Origin of the sequence: Candidatus Aeolococcus gillhamiae, from assembly GCF_016464765.1 — a bacterium.
Classification (GTDB): Bacteria; Chloroflexota; Dormibacteria; order Aeolococcales; family Aeolococcaceae; genus Aeolococcus; species Aeolococcus gillhamiae.
The window spans coordinates 52,842-66,649 of sequence record NZ_JAEKNS010000145.1 but is presented as its reverse complement, the minus strand read 5'-3'; the positions used below and the strand labels follow the sequence as shown (position 1 = coordinate 66,649).

Annotated in this window: 13 protein-coding genes; 12 read left to right on the top strand and 1 reads right to left on the bottom strand. The window is 70.1% G+C overall.

The window, feature by feature from the left end; genetic code table 11:
* Positions 1 to 162 carry a DUF554 family protein gene (locus tag JF886_RS14670; RefSeq protein WP_337313749.1) on the top strand — a complete coding sequence of 54 codons (162 nt, stop codon included), beginning with the start codon at positions 1 to 3 and terminating at the stop codon, positions 160 to 162.
* Positions 163 to 205: 43 nt separating this feature from the next.
* Here the strand turns inward: JF886_RS14670 and JF886_RS14665 are convergent, their stop codons facing one another.
* On the bottom strand, positions 206 to 784 hold the full coding sequence (locus JF886_RS14665) for a hypothetical protein (protein WP_337313745.1): 579 nt from the start codon (positions 782 to 784) through the stop codon (positions 206 to 208).
* An 87-nt stretch (positions 785 to 871) separates the two neighbouring features.
* On the opposite strand from JF886_RS14665, the gene JF886_RS14660 reads away from it, so the two are divergent.
* Genes JF886_RS14660 through JF886_RS14610 form a run of 11 tightly spaced genes read left to right on the top strand, consistent with a single transcriptional unit; the run spans position 872 to position 13,797 of the window.
* Complete coding sequence (locus JF886_RS14660; RefSeq protein ID WP_337313743.1) at positions 872 to 1,648, top strand: enoyl-CoA hydratase/isomerase family protein; 777 nt, start codon at positions 872 to 874, stop codon at positions 1,646 to 1,648.
* A 4-nt stretch (positions 1,649 to 1,652) separates the two neighbouring features.
* On the top strand, positions 1,653 to 4,220 hold the full coding sequence (locus JF886_RS14655) for a heterodisulfide reductase-related iron-sulfur binding cluster (protein WP_337313741.1): 2,568 nt from the start codon (positions 1,653 to 1,655) through the stop codon (positions 4,218 to 4,220).
* A 49-nt stretch (positions 4,221 to 4,269) separates the two neighbouring features.
* On the top strand, positions 4,270 to 4,692 hold the full coding sequence (locus tag JF886_RS14650; protein WP_337313739.1) for an SCP2 sterol-binding domain-containing protein: 423 nt from the start codon (positions 4,270 to 4,272) through the stop codon (positions 4,690 to 4,692).
* Between the two features lie 16 nt (positions 4,693 to 4,708).
* On the top strand, positions 4,709 to 5,719 hold the full coding sequence (gene pseB / locus JF886_RS14645) for a UDP-N-acetylglucosamine 4,6-dehydratase (inverting) (RefSeq protein WP_337313737.1): 1,011 nt from the start codon (positions 4,709 to 4,711) through the stop codon (positions 5,717 to 5,719).
* Complete coding sequence (locus tag JF886_RS14640) at positions 5,716 to 6,918, top strand: DegT/DnrJ/EryC1/StrS family aminotransferase (protein WP_337313735.1); 1,203 nt, start codon at positions 5,716 to 5,718, stop codon at positions 6,916 to 6,918. Before pseB ends, JF886_RS14640 begins: the two co-directional genes overlap by 4 nt.
* On the top strand, positions 6,888 to 7,895 hold the full coding sequence (locus tag JF886_RS14635) for a hypothetical protein (RefSeq protein ID WP_337313733.1): 1,008 nt from the start codon (positions 6,888 to 6,890) through the stop codon (positions 7,893 to 7,895). Before JF886_RS14640 ends, JF886_RS14635 begins: the two co-directional genes overlap by 31 nt.
* Positions 7,895 to 8,848 carry a Gfo/Idh/MocA family protein gene (locus JF886_RS14630; protein ID WP_337313731.1) on the top strand — a complete coding sequence of 318 codons (954 nt, stop codon included), beginning with the start codon at positions 7,895 to 7,897 and terminating at the stop codon, positions 8,846 to 8,848. The genes JF886_RS14635 and JF886_RS14630 overlap by 1 nt, the downstream gene beginning before the upstream one ends.
* Entirely contained in the window at positions 8,845 to 9,612 is a 768-nt protein-coding gene (locus JF886_RS14625; protein ID WP_337313729.1) for a cytidylyltransferase domain-containing protein, read from the top strand. Before JF886_RS14630 ends, JF886_RS14625 begins: the two co-directional genes overlap by 4 nt.
* Complete coding sequence (locus JF886_RS14620) at positions 9,609 to 10,898, top strand: aspartate aminotransferase family protein (RefSeq protein ID WP_337313726.1); 1,290 nt, start codon at positions 9,609 to 9,611, stop codon at positions 10,896 to 10,898. Before JF886_RS14625 ends, JF886_RS14620 begins: the two co-directional genes overlap by 4 nt.
* Positions 10,895 to 12,442, top strand: coding sequence for an oligosaccharide flippase family protein (locus tag JF886_RS14615; RefSeq protein ID WP_337313725.1), 1,548 nt, complete (start codon positions 10,895 to 10,897; stop codon positions 12,440 to 12,442). The genes JF886_RS14620 and JF886_RS14615 overlap by 4 nt, the downstream gene beginning before the upstream one ends.
* Positions 12,442 to 13,797 carry a CDP-glycerol glycerophosphotransferase family protein gene (locus JF886_RS14610; protein WP_337313723.1) on the top strand — a complete coding sequence of 452 codons (1,356 nt, stop codon included), beginning with the start codon at positions 12,442 to 12,444 and terminating at the stop codon, positions 13,795 to 13,797. The genes JF886_RS14615 and JF886_RS14610 overlap by 1 nt, the downstream gene beginning before the upstream one ends.
* The last annotated feature ends 11 nt before the right edge of the window (positions 13,798 to 13,808 follow it).

Sequence of the window (13,808 nt, the reverse complement as noted above, 5' to 3'; positions counted from 1 at the left end):
GTGCTCACCACCGCGGCGCTCGGCGCCGGCGGTTTCATGCTCATCGCCATCGCTCTTGGCCTGCTCAACATCCGCCGTCTGCGGGTGCCCGACATGCTTCCCGCGCTGGTGATCGCGCCGCTGTTCGCGCTGGCGGCGCGCAGCTGGCACATCCCCATCTGACGCCTCAACCGGATCTGGCACCGCCGCTGATCGCCCGCCGGGTTCAGCCGGCAGGCCGCACCACGACCTCGGCGGCGTCGACCACCCGCTCCACCCGCGTCCCCACAAGGTGCACGCGCACCCCGGGGACGCCGGGTGAACCGGGCTCCCAGCCGTCGGCGAAGAGCTGGCGCGCCTCACCCCAGGTGCGCGCGGTGCGCGCCTGGCGACCATCGGTGAACGCCACCGATCCGGGCCGCGTGGCGTACCCGAAGCGCACCTCGCCGCCGCTCTTCAAGAATGCGGGCACCTCGGCGAGCAGGCGATCTTCGGGGAGGAAGTCGGCGGCGCCCAGCGCGTCCGAGAAGCCGGGCATCTCGCCGCTCTTGGCCTGCTCCCGCACCGCCGCGCGCGCGGCGATGTGCACCGCGCGCTCGCGACGGCGGCGCTCGGTGGCGATCTGTCCGGAGCGAGCACGCAGCTCGCGCAGCTGAGCCTGGTGTGGGGCCATCGCGGTCGCCGTCGCACGCTCGACAGTCGCCACCGCGCCCGCCAGCTGGTCGAGCGCGCCGTCGTCGAGGGCCGCGAGTGACTCCTGCTCGAATGGCGGAGGCAGGTCGGGGAGCGGAGGCAGCTCGGTCACCGCGCTGATGATGGCGCCGGACCCGCGCCGTGTGTCCGGCGCGCTACCGTTGCGCCCGGCAGTCATCGACGAGGAGGGCGTACGCCGGTGTCCACGGTCCTGAACGACGTCGTGCGTGTCGACCGAGACGGTGCCGTGGTCATCGTCACCATCGACCACCCGCCCGCCAACGCCATCAGCCGCGCCGTCATCAGCGGCGTCACCCAGGCGATCACCGAGGCGGAGGCCGACCCCGGCTGTCGTGCGCTCATCCTCACCGGCGCCGGGCCCAAGTTCTTTGCCGCGGGCGCCGACATCAGCGAGTTCGGATCGGCCGGCGGCGACAACATCGCCGCAGGCGCCGAGTTCACCCTGGCGATGGAGCGCTCGCGGCTGCCGATCGTCGCCGCGGTCAACGGCATCGCCTTCGGCGGCGGCTGCGAGCTCACGCTTGCCTGCGACGTGCGCATTGCGGCCAGCACCGCGCGCTTTGGCCAGCCGGAGATCAAGCTCGGGATCATCCCCGGCTGGGGCGGCACGCAGCGGCTGCCGCGCCTCATCGGTCGAACCGCGGCCATGGAGCTGCTTTTGACGGGCGACCCCATCGACGCGGCGCGGGCGCTCGAGCTCGGCCTGGTGTCGCGTGTCGTCGAGCCCGAGGCGCTGCTCGACACCGCGCGGGAGGTCGCCGGACGCTACGCCGCCCAGGCCCCGCTGGCGCTGGCGGCCACCAAGCGCGCTGTCGCCGAGGGCCTCGACAGGCCACTCGCTGAAGGACTCGAGGCGGAGCGCCGCGAGTTCGTCGGACTCTTCACCTCCGCGGACGCGGCCGAGGGCATCACCGCTTTTCTCGAGAAGCGACCACCGACGTGGAAGGGCCGGTAGCCACATGACCGCGATCGTCAGTCCGATCGCCCTTGTCCTGCTGGTCGGCACGGCATCAGTCGCGACCGGTCTGCGCTGGCGCCTGCTCATAAAAGCGATGCTGCGAAGCCGCCGCCCCGATCCCCGCTTCGACAGCGTCGGTGAACGCATCAGGGCCTTCTTCGTGTACGTCATCGCCCAGGGCCGGCTGCTGCGCTGGCCCTACGCCGGCATCCTCCACGCGCTCATCTTCTGGGGATTCCTGGTCCTGCTCACCGCCATCGCGCAGGCGATCGTCGAAGCGCTCTGGCAGGGCTTCCGGTTCAACGACGTCCCGGCAGCGTTCGTCATCGCCTTCGCGCAGGACATCTTCTGCGTCGCCGTGCTGGCTGGCGTCGCGCTCGCGCTCATCAACCGCCTGATCGTCAACCCCACCCGTTTTCGCGGCAGCCACCGCGCCGATGCGGTGCTGATCCTCGGCTGGATCGGGACCTTGCTCATATTCATGACCCTCAACTACGCGACGCTGATCGCCCAGGGCAACCCGGCGCCTGCGATGGCCGCTGACCGCCCGTTCGCGAGCGCGGTGTCGCGCCTCTTCACCCCGCTCGGCGCCCACAGCAACGTGCTTGTCGGCCTGCACGGGCTCTTTTTCTGGGGTCACCTCGTGCTGGTCTTCGGCTTCCTCGTGTACCTCGGCTACAGCAAGCACCTCCACATCGTCAGCGCCGCCCCCAACGTCATCTTCAAGTCCACCAAGCCGAAGGGCCGTCTGCCGCTGCTCGACATCGAGGCGGTGATGAACGCGGAGGACGAGGCCGACCAGCACTTCGGCCCGGTGACGCTCGAGCACTTCAGCTGGAAGGACATGCTCGACCTGTACACGTGCACCGAGTGCGGTCGCTGTCAAACGCATTGCCCGGCATACAACACGGGCAAGGTGCTCTCACCGAAGACGCTGATCACCGATCTTCGCGATCAGCTCTACGAGAACCTAGCCGGCGGCTATGCCGCCACAACGCACGACGCGTACGTCGCGCAGGGCGCCAATCCCGACGGCACGCCGGCGTCGGACGGCGCGGTGATGTGGGCGACCGGTGATCACCACACCGGCGCCCTGCACGACCTTCCCGGCCACTTCCAGCCGTCCTGGATCGCGCCCGACACGGTGACCGCGGCTGTGGAGGCCAACGGTGGCGAACGTCCGCTGTTCGGGGGCACCATCGCCGACGACACCCTCTGGGCATGCACCACATGCGGCGCGTGCATGGACCAGTGCCCGGTGCTCATCGAGCACGTGCCCAAGATCATCGAGATGCGCCGCCACCTCGTCCTCGACGAGTCGCGCATGCCCAAGCAGGCGGAGACCGCGCTGCGCGGCATCGAGAACGTGTTCAATCCGTACGGCCTCTCCCACGGGACGCGCGCGGACTGGGCCAACGACCTCGGCGTCAAGTTCGCCGCCGACAAGCCGGACGCCGAGTACCTCTACTGGGTCGGCTGCGCAGCGTCGTTCGACGATCGCGCCAAGACCATCGCCACCGCGCTGGTGAAGATCCTCCAGGCCGGCAACGTGGATTTCGCCATCCTCGGCACCGAGGAGAAGTGCAGCGGCGATCCAGCTCGGCGCATCGGCAATGAATACCTCTTCCAGGAGCGCGCCAAGGAGAACGTCGAGGTCCTCAAGAAGTACAGCGTGCGCAAGATCATCGCCTCCTGCCCGCACTGCTTCAACACGTTCGCCAATGAGTACAAGGATTTCGGTGGTGACTACGAGGTGGTGCACCACACCCAGATGATCGAGCGCCTGCTCGCCGACGGCCGCATCACCCTCGACCAGGCCAAGCGCCAGGAGGAGACGATCACGTACCACGACTCCTGCTACCTGGGACGCTGGAACGACATCTTCGCGCCGCCGCGCGACATCCTCGAGCAGATCCCCGGGCTCAAGGTCGTCGAGATGGCGCGCAATCGCAACGAGGGGATGTGCTGCGGCGCCGGGGGCGGACGCATGTGGATGGAGGAGGACCAGCCGCGCGTCAACCACAAGCGCGTCGAGCAGGCGGCTGCGACCGAGGCGACCAAGGTGGCCACGGCGTGCCCGTTCTGCCTGTCGATGTTCGACGAGGGCATCGCCAGCAAGCAGCTCGGCGAGCGCCTCGCGGTCGACGATGTCGCCGTGTACGTGGCGCGCTCGCTGGCCGGCGCCGCGGGTGAGGAGGCGGTGGCCGCAGTGAGCGCCGCCGAGCACGCCGCCGCGGAGTCCCAGAGCTCGACCGAGGGAGCCACGGCACCCGCCGTCGCCGAGCAGGACGCGCCGGAGCAGGCGCCGCCGCCGTCTCCCGGCGAGGCTCCGCCCGAGGTCCCCGCACAGCCGGCCACACCGAGCCCCGAGATCCCCGGCGAGCCGTCGGGACCACAACCGGAGGTGCCTGCAGAGCCGGCGGTCCCCGAGCCGGAGATCCCCGCCGAACCAACCACGCCGAGCCCCGAGGTCCCCGCCGAGCCCACCGTCCCCGACCCCGGCGGTCCGGGCGTCCCGGACGAGGTGCCCAGCATCGACACACCAGACGGGCCGAGAGCCAGCGCGTAGGCGCCCCCAGCCATAATCAGCCACCGCTCATCGATCCTGGAGGAGAGACGTGGCATACGAAGCGTACAGCCCGGAGTGGGCGGAGGCCTTCAAAGCTGAGATCAACAAGTCGCCCGTGTACAAGCAGGCCGCGGCCAACTGGGAGGGCACAGTCGGTCTCGTCGTCCTCGCCGAGCCCGACAAGAACGTGCCCGACGACATGGGCATCTTCCTCGACCTCTGGCACGGTGAGGCGCGCGAGGTGCGGCCGACCACCCGCGAGGAAGCCGAGGCGGCCCAGTACGTGATCACCGGGGCCTACTCGCGCTGGAAGAAGGTCGCCAAGGGTGAGATGGACGCGACCAAGGGGATCATGCTGGGACAGCTCAAGCTGAAGGGCGACTTTCCGACGCTGGTGCGCTACACCAAGGCCAGCCAGGAACTGACCGAGTGCACCACCCGCGTCCCGGTCAACTGGCCGGACGAGGCCTGAGCGCGGCGGCTCGACGGTGAACGTGTTCGACGGTCGGACCATCCTGGTCACGGGCGGGACCGGTTCCTTCGGCAACCATTTCACGCGCGCCCTCCTCGCGCACGCCAACCCGGCGGCGGTGCGCATCTTCAGCCGCGATGAGCTGAAGCAGTCGGAGATGGCGCGCCGGATCGACGACCCGCGGTTGCGGTTCCTCATCGGCGACGTGCGCGACCGCGATCGCCTTCGCCGGGCAGTCGACGGCGTGGACATCGTCGTCCACGCCGCTGCCCTCAAGCAGGTGCCAGCCTGCGAGTACAACCCCTTCGAGGCGGTGCGGACCAACATCCTCGGTGCACAGAACGTCGCCGAGGTCTGCATCGACGCCGGTGTCCCCCGAGCGGTCGCCCTCAGCACGGACAAGGCAGTGAGCCCGGCCAACCTCTACGGAGCCACCAAGCTGTGCGCGGAGCGGCTGTTCATCCAGGCCAACGTCTACGCCGGGGCGCACCAGACCCTGCTCTCGTGCGTGCGCTACGGCAACGTCGTCGGGTCACGGGGCAGCGTCATTCCGCTCTTCCTCGACCAGGCGTCGTCCGGGGAGCTGACCGTCACTGATGAGCGCATGACAAGGTTCTGGATCACGCTCGACCAGGCCGTTGCCTTCGTCGTCGAGTGCATCAGCCGCATGCAGGGCGGTGAGCTGTTCATCCCCAAGATCCCGAGCATGCGGGTGCTCGAACTCGCCGAGGCGGTCGCCCCCGGTCTGCCCATCCGCTATACGGGGATCCGCCCCGGCGAGAAGCTGCACGAGTCGCTGATCACGCCAGAGGAGGCCAGGCATACCCTCGATGCCGGCTGGTGCTACGTCGTCGAGCCGGAGCATCAATTCTGGGGCGGCCGCCAGATCCCCGGAGCCACGCCGGTGGCCGAGGACTTCGTGTACAGCAGCGACCGCAACACCGAGTGGCTGGACGTCGACGCGCTGCGAGGCCTGCTTGCATCCGGTCAGAGGATTGCGGAGCCGGCGGCGATCGAGGTCGGATGACCGACCCGGGCTTGCCCGCGGTGGCGGGTGGCACCCCGCTGCGATCCCAACCCCTGCCGTACGGCCGGCATCAGCTCAGCGAGTCCGACGTCGCTGCGGTCGTCGAGTCGCTGCGCAGCGGCACGCTGACCGGGGGGCCCGGCGTCGCCGCGTTCGAGCGGGCTCTCGCCGACCGATGCGGTGCCGCGCACGCGGTCGCTGTCAGCAACGGCACTGCGGCGCTGGACCTGGCCGTCGCCGCGCTGGGCATCGGTCCCGGCGACGAGGTGATCACGACGCCCCTGACGTTCGTCTCGACCGCCAACGCCGTAGTCCGCGCCGGCGCCACGCCGGTGTTCGCCGACGTCGGCGCCGACAGGTGTCTGGACCCGCGCGCTACCGCCGCCGCGGTGACGGCGCGCACGCGGGCGGTCATCACCGTCGATTACTCCGGGCTGCCCGCCGACGTCGATGCCCTGCGAGCAGCCCTGCCCCGGCCTCTCCCGGTCATTGCCGACGCGGCCCACTCACTGGGGGCGTCACTTGGCGGCCGCGCCGTGGGCTCGCTGGCCGACGTGACCACGTTCAGCTTCCATCCCGTCAAGCAGATCACCACCGGTGAGGGCGGGGCGGTGCTCACCTCCGATGGCGCCGCCGCCGACCGCGTCCGCCACCTGCGCAACCACGGGATGACCAGCACCGCAGAGGAGCGCAGCGGGGCGCAGTGGCGCTACGACGTGACCACTCTCGGCAGCAACCATCGGTTGACGGCATTCCAGGCGGCGCTGGGGACCGCGCAGCTGGGCCGGCTCGAGGACATCGTCGCTCAGCGCTCCGAGCTCGCCGCTCGGTATGACGCACTGCTCGGCCGCATCCCTGGGATCGGCCTACCGCCTCGGCCGGACGGGCGGCGCAGCGCCTGGCACCTCTACGCGATCGAGATCGATGCCGGTGTGTTCGGATGCAACCGCGACGCCGTCATCGACGCGTTGCGCGCCGAGGGAATTGAGGCCACCCTGCATTACCCGGCGGTCCATCTGCTTGCCCTGTACCGCTCCCGCGGCGGCCGATCCGGCACCGCGCCCCGCGCCGAGGCCCTCTGCGGCTCGCTGGTGACGCTGCCCCTGTTCCCCTCGATGACCCCAGCCGACCAGGAGGACGTCGTCACGGCGTTGACGAGGATCCAGGCGTGGGCGGGAGCACACCCGGTGGGGCGGTGACCACCAGCGCGCTGCTCGTGCCGGACTGCGGGAGCGGCGTTGGCCTCGGTCACCTCGAGCGGATGCTCGCGCTCGCCGACGCGCTCCGCCCCGACGTCACCGCGATGCTCGTGGTGCCCGCCGGCGATGACACCGTGCGGCGGCGCGTCACCGACCGTGGCCACGCGACGCTCGAGCAGGCCGGTGCCGCCGCCACGCGCGCGCTGTCGGCCGCGGCCGGCAGCGGCACCGATGTTGTCGTGCTCGACGGCTACGTTTTCGACGTCGCCATCCAGCAGCGGCTGCGCGAGATCGCCCCACTGATCGTCGTCGACGATCTCGGGCTGCCGAGCGCCTGCGACCTGGCCGTGAACCCCGCCCCAGGCGGCGAGGCCAAGCATCCCGACGGCGCCGATTCCTTCCTGGGCGGCGCCCCCTTCGCGTTGATCTCCGCCGCCATCGTGGAAGCACGCGACTCGGTGCCGCAACAAGGCCGGGGACGGCGCAGCGTGGTCGTCTCGACGGGTGCGGCCGACGCCAGCGGTCTCTGTGCGCTGGTGGTCGCAGGCGTGCTCTCCGGTGACGCCGGCGCCGAGGTGGTGGCCGTCGTCGGCCCGGACATGCGTCGCGATGACCTTGGCGATGATCCGCGCCTGACCGCCCTTGTCGGGCCGTCGACACTGGCGGGGGCACTCGCCAGTGCGACGCTGTTCGCGGGGGCCGCGGGCACCAGCGCGGTCCAGGCAGCGTGTGTCGGCATCCCCGCGGTGATCACGGCCACGGTGGCCAACCAGATGGACCAGGCCGCTGCCCTGGCCGACGCCGGCTGTGCCGTGCTCGCGCCGCCCCACAGAATCACCGCCGAGTGCCTCCGGCTTCTCGATGACGCGACGACCTGTGCGGAAATGTCCACCCGCGGTCGCCTCCTTGTCGACGGGCACGGGGCCGTCCGCGTCGCCGGCGCGGTGCGCCGCCTCATCCGCGCTCGGGCGGCCTGATGCGGGCGCTCGTCCTGGGGTGCGGGTCGGTCGGGAGCCGGCACGCTCGCAACCTCACAGATCTCGGCCTCGAGGTCGCCGTTGCCGACGTCGACGAGGGTGTGGCAACCACTCTCGCCGCCGCGATCGGAGCGACACCGGTGACACGCGAGAGCGCGCCGCCGGGCGAGCTGGTGGTGGTGGCCACGCCGACCGCGGCGCATGCCGGCGACCTTGGCTGGGCGCTCGACCGGGGCGCTGACGTCTTCGTCGAGAAGCCATTGGCGTCCTCGCGGGGGGAGCTGGCCACGGCGCGAGCGCTGGCCCTCGCCCACAGGGACCGCATCGTCATGGTGGGCTGCAACCTGCGCTTCTCTGAGGGGTTCGAGACGGTGTCCTCCAACCTCGTGAGCGTCGGGCGTCCGGCCGCGCTGCTCGTCGACTTCGGCTGGTGGCTGCCGGCCTGGCGGCCGGCAGCTGACTACCGCACCCAGTACAGCGCGCGCCGCGCTCTCGGGGGAGGGATCGTCCTCGACGCCATCCATGAGCTCGACTACACGATCGCGCTCGCCGGTCCCGTCGAGCACGTCCATGGCGAGTGCGACTCGACGGGGATCCTCGACATCGACGTCGAGGACGTCGCCGACATCACCCTGCGCCATCGCGGTGGCGTGCAATCGCACGTTCACGTCGACTACCTGCGCCGCACGTACTCGCGGAGCTGCACGGTGATCGGCAGCGATGCGCAGATCACCTGGGACGTTCCGCGCGCGGTGGTCGAGCTCTCGCGCGACGCCGGGTCCGAAGCACAGATCCTGGCAGCCGGGATTGACGCCGATCCCAATGCGCAGTACGTCGCGGAGATGCGCCACATGCTCGCCGCCATGGAGTCGCGAACGCCGACGTGCAACGATATCGAGCGCGCGGCCGCCACCACGGAGATCGCGCTGACCGCGCGCGACGGCGCTGCATGACGACTGTCGCGGTCATTCAGGCACGCACCGGGTCCACCAGGTTTCCCGGCAAGGTTCTCGCCGACCTCTGCGGCCGGCCGATGCTCGCTCACGTCATCGAGCGGGTGTCGCTGGCACGCACCGTCGACCGCGTTGTGGTGGCAACCACCGAGGAGGCAGAAGACGACGCCGTCGCCGCCCTCGCCGGACAATGCAGAGTTGCGGTGACCCGCGGGCCGGTTGACGACGTCCTCAGCCGGTTCGTTCTTGCGGCCACGCAGCAGGCTGCCGACGTGGTGGTGCGCATCACCGCGGACTGCCCGCTGGTCGACCCGGCGGTCGTCGACCAGGTGGTGGAGGCGCGCGCTCTGCAGGGCGCCGACTACGCCAGCAATGTCGAGCCGGCGACGTACCCGGACGGCTACGACGTCGAGGTGTTCACCGTCGCCTGCCTCGAACGCCTCGACCACGAAGCCGTCCTGCCGCACGAGCGAGAGCACGTCACCGCGCGCGTCCGGGAGCACCCGGATGAGTTCCGTGCTGTCCGCGTGGCCTGGGACCGCGACCTCTCGTCGATCCGTCTGACGGTCGACGTGCCGGAGGACCTTGAACGCGTCGCCGCGGTCCTGGCAGCGCTCCCGAAGGCGCCTCCACCCAACGTCGCGGCCGTGGTCGCGTACCTTGCCGGCAGGCCCGACCTCGGGCGCGGGCAGGGTCTGCCCGAGCGAGATGAGCGCTATCGTGCCCAGCGAGACGCGGCGCGGCCACAGGAGAGCTCGGGATGACGGCATCGACGGCGGCCACCGACGGCGAGCTGCTCCAGCGTGCCCGGCGTGTCCTGCCGGGGATCACCCAGACCTACAGCAAGGCCCCCGACCAGCAGGTGGAGGGCGTCTACCCGGTCTTTCTCGAGCGCGGTGAGGGGTGCCGGGTGTGGGACCTGGCCGGCAACGCCTACATCGACTACCCCTGCGCGCTGGGGCCGATGGTGCTCGGCTACGCTGACGCCGAGGTCGACGCGGCGGCGCGCGACCGTGTGAATGGCGGCCCATGCTTCTCGCTCGGGCACCGGCTCGAGGTCGAGGTGGCCGAGCTGCTCGTGGAGATGGTCCCGGGTGCCGAGATGGTGCGTTTCCTCAAGACGGGCTCGGAGGCCACCACCGCCACCGTGCGCCTGGCTCGTGCCGCCACCGGCCGTGACCACGTGGCCATGTGTGGCTACCACGGCTGGCACGACTGGGCGATCGGTCACACCACGCGCAGCGCCGGCGTGCCGCCCGCGGTGCGCGAACTGACGCATCAGTGGACCTACAACGACCTCGAGTCGCTGCGCGCCGTGCTCGAGAAGCATCGAGGCGGCGTGGCGGCGGTGATCATGGAACCGGTCGGTGTCGAGCCGCCGGCGCCGGGCTTCCTCGAGGGCGTCCGTGCGCTGGCCGACGAGCACGGCGCGCTGCTCATCTTCGACGAGGTGATCACCGGGTTCCGGCTCGCCCCGGGAGGAGCGCAGGAATACTTCGGCGTCCTGCCCGACCTGGCCGCGTTCGGCAAAGCGATGGCCAACGGCTACCCGCTGGCAGCGGTCACGGGTCGCGCCACGGTGATGGAGCAGATCGCCTCCACGGTGTTCATCTCGAGCACGTTCGGCGGCGACACCGTCTCGCTCGCCGCGTCCCTCGCGACCATGCGGCGCATCCGCGCCGGCGGCGTCATCGAGCACCTCTGGCGGCAGGGCGCGCGGATCATGGAGGGGTTCAACGCGCTCGCCTCCGAGCACGAGGTACCGGCGCGGATGATCGGGCTGGCACCACGCCGCGTCATCGCGTTCGAGCCGGCGGGAGGCGCGGACGGCAATGGCGTGAAAGGGCTGCTCTGGCAGGAGTGCCTCGACCGCGGTGTGCTCATGGGCAACGCCAACTTCGTCTCCCTCGCCCACGATGATGCAGCCGTCGACGCGACACTCGATGCCTTCGACGGCGCGCTGGCGGTGGTGGGACAGGCGGTCCGCCAGGGTGACGTCACCAGCCGGCTGCGCGGGCATGAACCAGCCGAGGTGTTCCGCCGCGCATGACCCAGCCGGCCGAGCCCGAGGTCAAACACGGCCGCCGCGTCTTCCGCAACACCCTCATCACCGGCGTCGTCGGCGTTCTGTCCCTGCTGCTCAACTTCTTCGTGGTCGCCTATGCCATCGGCAAGCTGGGCGCCGACTCGTACGGGGTGTGGGTGCTTGCCCTGTCGTTCTCAGTGTCGGCCGGCTACCTGAGCATCTCGGACCTCGGTCTGCAGGCAGGGGTGGTGCGCTTCGTCGCCGACGCCGACGGCCGCGGGCAACGCGAGCGGATCGGCGAGGTGGTCAGCTCGGCGCTGGCGGTGCTCGGCGGGATGGCGCTGGTGGCTGTCGCCGTGCTTCTGGCGTTCTCGATCGGTGCCGAACATCTCTTCCACGTGCCCGCATCGCTGCACAGCGCCCTGCGCCTGCTGCTTGTCCTGCTTGCGGCCGAAGCGCTGTTCAGCCTTCCTGGGCTTGCGTTCGTCGGCCTTCTCGAGGGCCTGCAGCGGTACGGCTGGATCAAGGCCGTCGCCCTGACCCGTCAGGTCCTCTACACGGTCCTCGTCGTGATCGTGCTCGGCACCGGGCACGACGTCGTGGCCTTCGGCGCGCTCATGGTGGGGAGCAGCATGTTCGCGGCTGTGGGGTACGCGGTCGTCAGCCGCGTGCTCTGCCCGGAGCTGCGCGTCTCGCCGCGGCTTGTGCGTGTGGTCGCGTTGCGCCCGCTGGCACGGTTCAGCGCATGGGTTTTCGTCGGCCGGGTCAACGGGGTCATCTGGGCACAGATGGACAAGGTTATCCTGGCCACGTTCGTCGGAACCTCCGTCCTGACCGGGTATGACGTGGCTGCGCGCATCCAGTCGGCCGCCGCGTACCCGCTGTCGTTCACGTCATCGGCGGTTGTGCCGGCCGCCGCCAATCTTCGTGCCATGGGGTCGACCATTCGGCTCCAGGACCTGCTGGTTCGCGGCACCCGGTACACGCTGGCGCTCGCGCTGCCGGTCACCATCGCGGCGATGATCTTGGCCAGGCCGCTCATCGTGGGATGGGTGGGCGCCGGTTACGCCGACTTCGCGGGGCCGACACAGCTATTCCTCACGTACCAGCTGGTCGTGTGCACGGCCACCATCCCCAACACGATGCTGGTCGGCCTGGGACGCGTTCGTGCGGTCGCCGGGTACGTCACGACGGCGGTGGTCGTCAACCTGGTGATCTCCGTTGCGCTGGCTCCCCACCTGGGTATCACCGGCGTCATCATCGGCACGCTCGTGGGCTTCGGCATCACCGCGCCGCTGTACATCCGGCTTGTGCTGCGCGAGGTGTCGATGCCTCTGCGCGTTTTCCTGCGCGACGCCATCGTTCCCATCCTTCCGTGGGCGGCACTCTTCGCCGCCATGGTCGTCGTGACGGCGCACATCGCCCAACCGGGCCACCTCATCACTGTCGCCGCCTGCTGCGTCCCAGCGGGAGTCGTCTACCTGGGCGGGGTCCTCCGGTTCGCGATGAGCACCGAGGAGCGCGCCGCCCTTCTCGGATTCGTGCTTCCCTCGGGACGCAGAACCTGATGGGCCGCGTCCGGGTCCTGGCCATGGATCACTTCTTCGACCAGGACCTGCGTGCTCTGGAGGCGCACCCGGACCTTGATGTACGGCGGTTTCCCTATCAGCGCCTCCGTAACCCTGCGTTGCGCATCATGACCGAGGCCATCTCGGCGGGGCTGCGGGGCTACAACGACCCTCGTCTGCGGCAGCGACGACTCCGATATGCGGCTTGGCTCCGCCGCGAGGTCCGCCGGCTCTTCCTTGAGCGAGCTTTCGACGTGCTCGTACTTCCCTCCGACACCTTCTTCTACGTTCGCGCCCTACCCGTGGCGGTCCACGAGCTGGGCATCCCGGTGGTGGTCGTGCAGAAAGAGACGACCATTTCCGCGGATACCATGAAAGCTCACAGCCGCCTCACACGCGACGAAGCCCCGTTCATTGCCGACTTCATGACCGTCTGCAGCAACAGACAGCGCGAGTTCTGGCTGCGTGCCGGCGCGGACGCGTCGGTCATCGAGGTGACCGGTCAACCGCGCTTTGACGTCTACGCGTCGCGACGGTTGCGTCCGGCATCAGTGCGAAAGCGCGTGCTGTTCCTCTCGTACGAGCTGGATGCCTACGTCCCTGAAGCCGATCACGCCGCAGGCTCGGCGCGCACGTGGGAGACGCTTCGCGACGCCACGGAGTCCGTTTTGCTCGACGCAGTCCGCGCTGGCAGCTGTGATGTGGTTGTCAAGTGCCACCCTCAACAGAACTACAGAGTGGAGCGGGCGCGCCTCGCTCGCCACGCCGGCCAGGAATGGAACAGGGGCGTCTCCCTTGCCGGACCCAACGCCGACACGCGTGACCTCATCCTCGCCTCGGACTGCGTGGTTGGCTTTCAGACCACGGCGATCTACGAGGCGGTCGCCGCCTCCCGGCCGGTGGTCTTTGCGGCGTGGGGTGAGGCCTACGACCGGTTGCGCGGCGGCCTCATCCCCTTCTATGACGCTCCGCCGGCCTGCGTGAGCAAGGCCCGATCAGCCGCCCAGCTCGCGACCCTCCTCGCGGAGAAGCAGCAGCCCCCCTCGTCGTCTGCCTGCGCTGCCTGGTACGAGGAAGCTCTGGGGTCGGTCGATGGCGGTGCCACTGAGAGAGTCGCGGCGCGGCTACAGAAAATTGCCGCGGACTGGCGCCCCACCGCAGAGCGGCGCCTCTTGGAACGCCGCAGGCGCAGTCATGCCGTGGGCCTTCTTGTGAGATCGTTTGCGGCCGAGGCGGTGTGGACCGCGGCCGTGCCGGCCGCCCGGCTGGCGGGTCAGCAGCACCGCGTCGAAGCCCGTCGGTGCCGCGCGCGCGAAGGCCGATGGATGGCGATGACTACAATTCACGGCGGGTAGGCAACCAGCGC

Bases quoted from the DNA above. Each gene is read 5' to 3' on its own strand.
- JF886_RS14640 (WP_337313735.1), top strand. From the start codon at position 5,716: ATGACCGACCCGGGCTTGCCCGCGGTGGCGGGTGGCACCCCGCTGCGA.
- JF886_RS14610 (WP_337313723.1), top strand. From the start codon at position 12,442: ATGGGCCGCGTCCGGGTCCTGGCCATGGATCACTTCTTCGACCAGGAC.
- JF886_RS14615 (WP_337313725.1), top strand. From the start codon at position 10,895: ATGACCCAGCCGGCCGAGCCCGAGGTCAAACACGGCCGCCGCGTCTTC.
- JF886_RS14630 (WP_337313731.1), top strand. From the start codon at position 7,895: ATGCGGGCGCTCGTCCTGGGGTGCGGGTCGGTCGGGAGCCGGCACGCT.
- JF886_RS14625 (WP_337313729.1), top strand. From the start codon at position 8,845: ATGACGACTGTCGCGGTCATTCAGGCACGCACCGGGTCCACCAGGTTT.
- JF886_RS14655 (WP_337313741.1), top strand. From the start codon at position 1,653: ATGACCGCGATCGTCAGTCCGATCGCCCTTGTCCTGCTGGTCGGCACG.
- JF886_RS14620 (WP_337313726.1), top strand. From the start codon at position 9,609: ATGACGGCATCGACGGCGGCCACCGACGGCGAGCTGCTCCAGCGTGCC.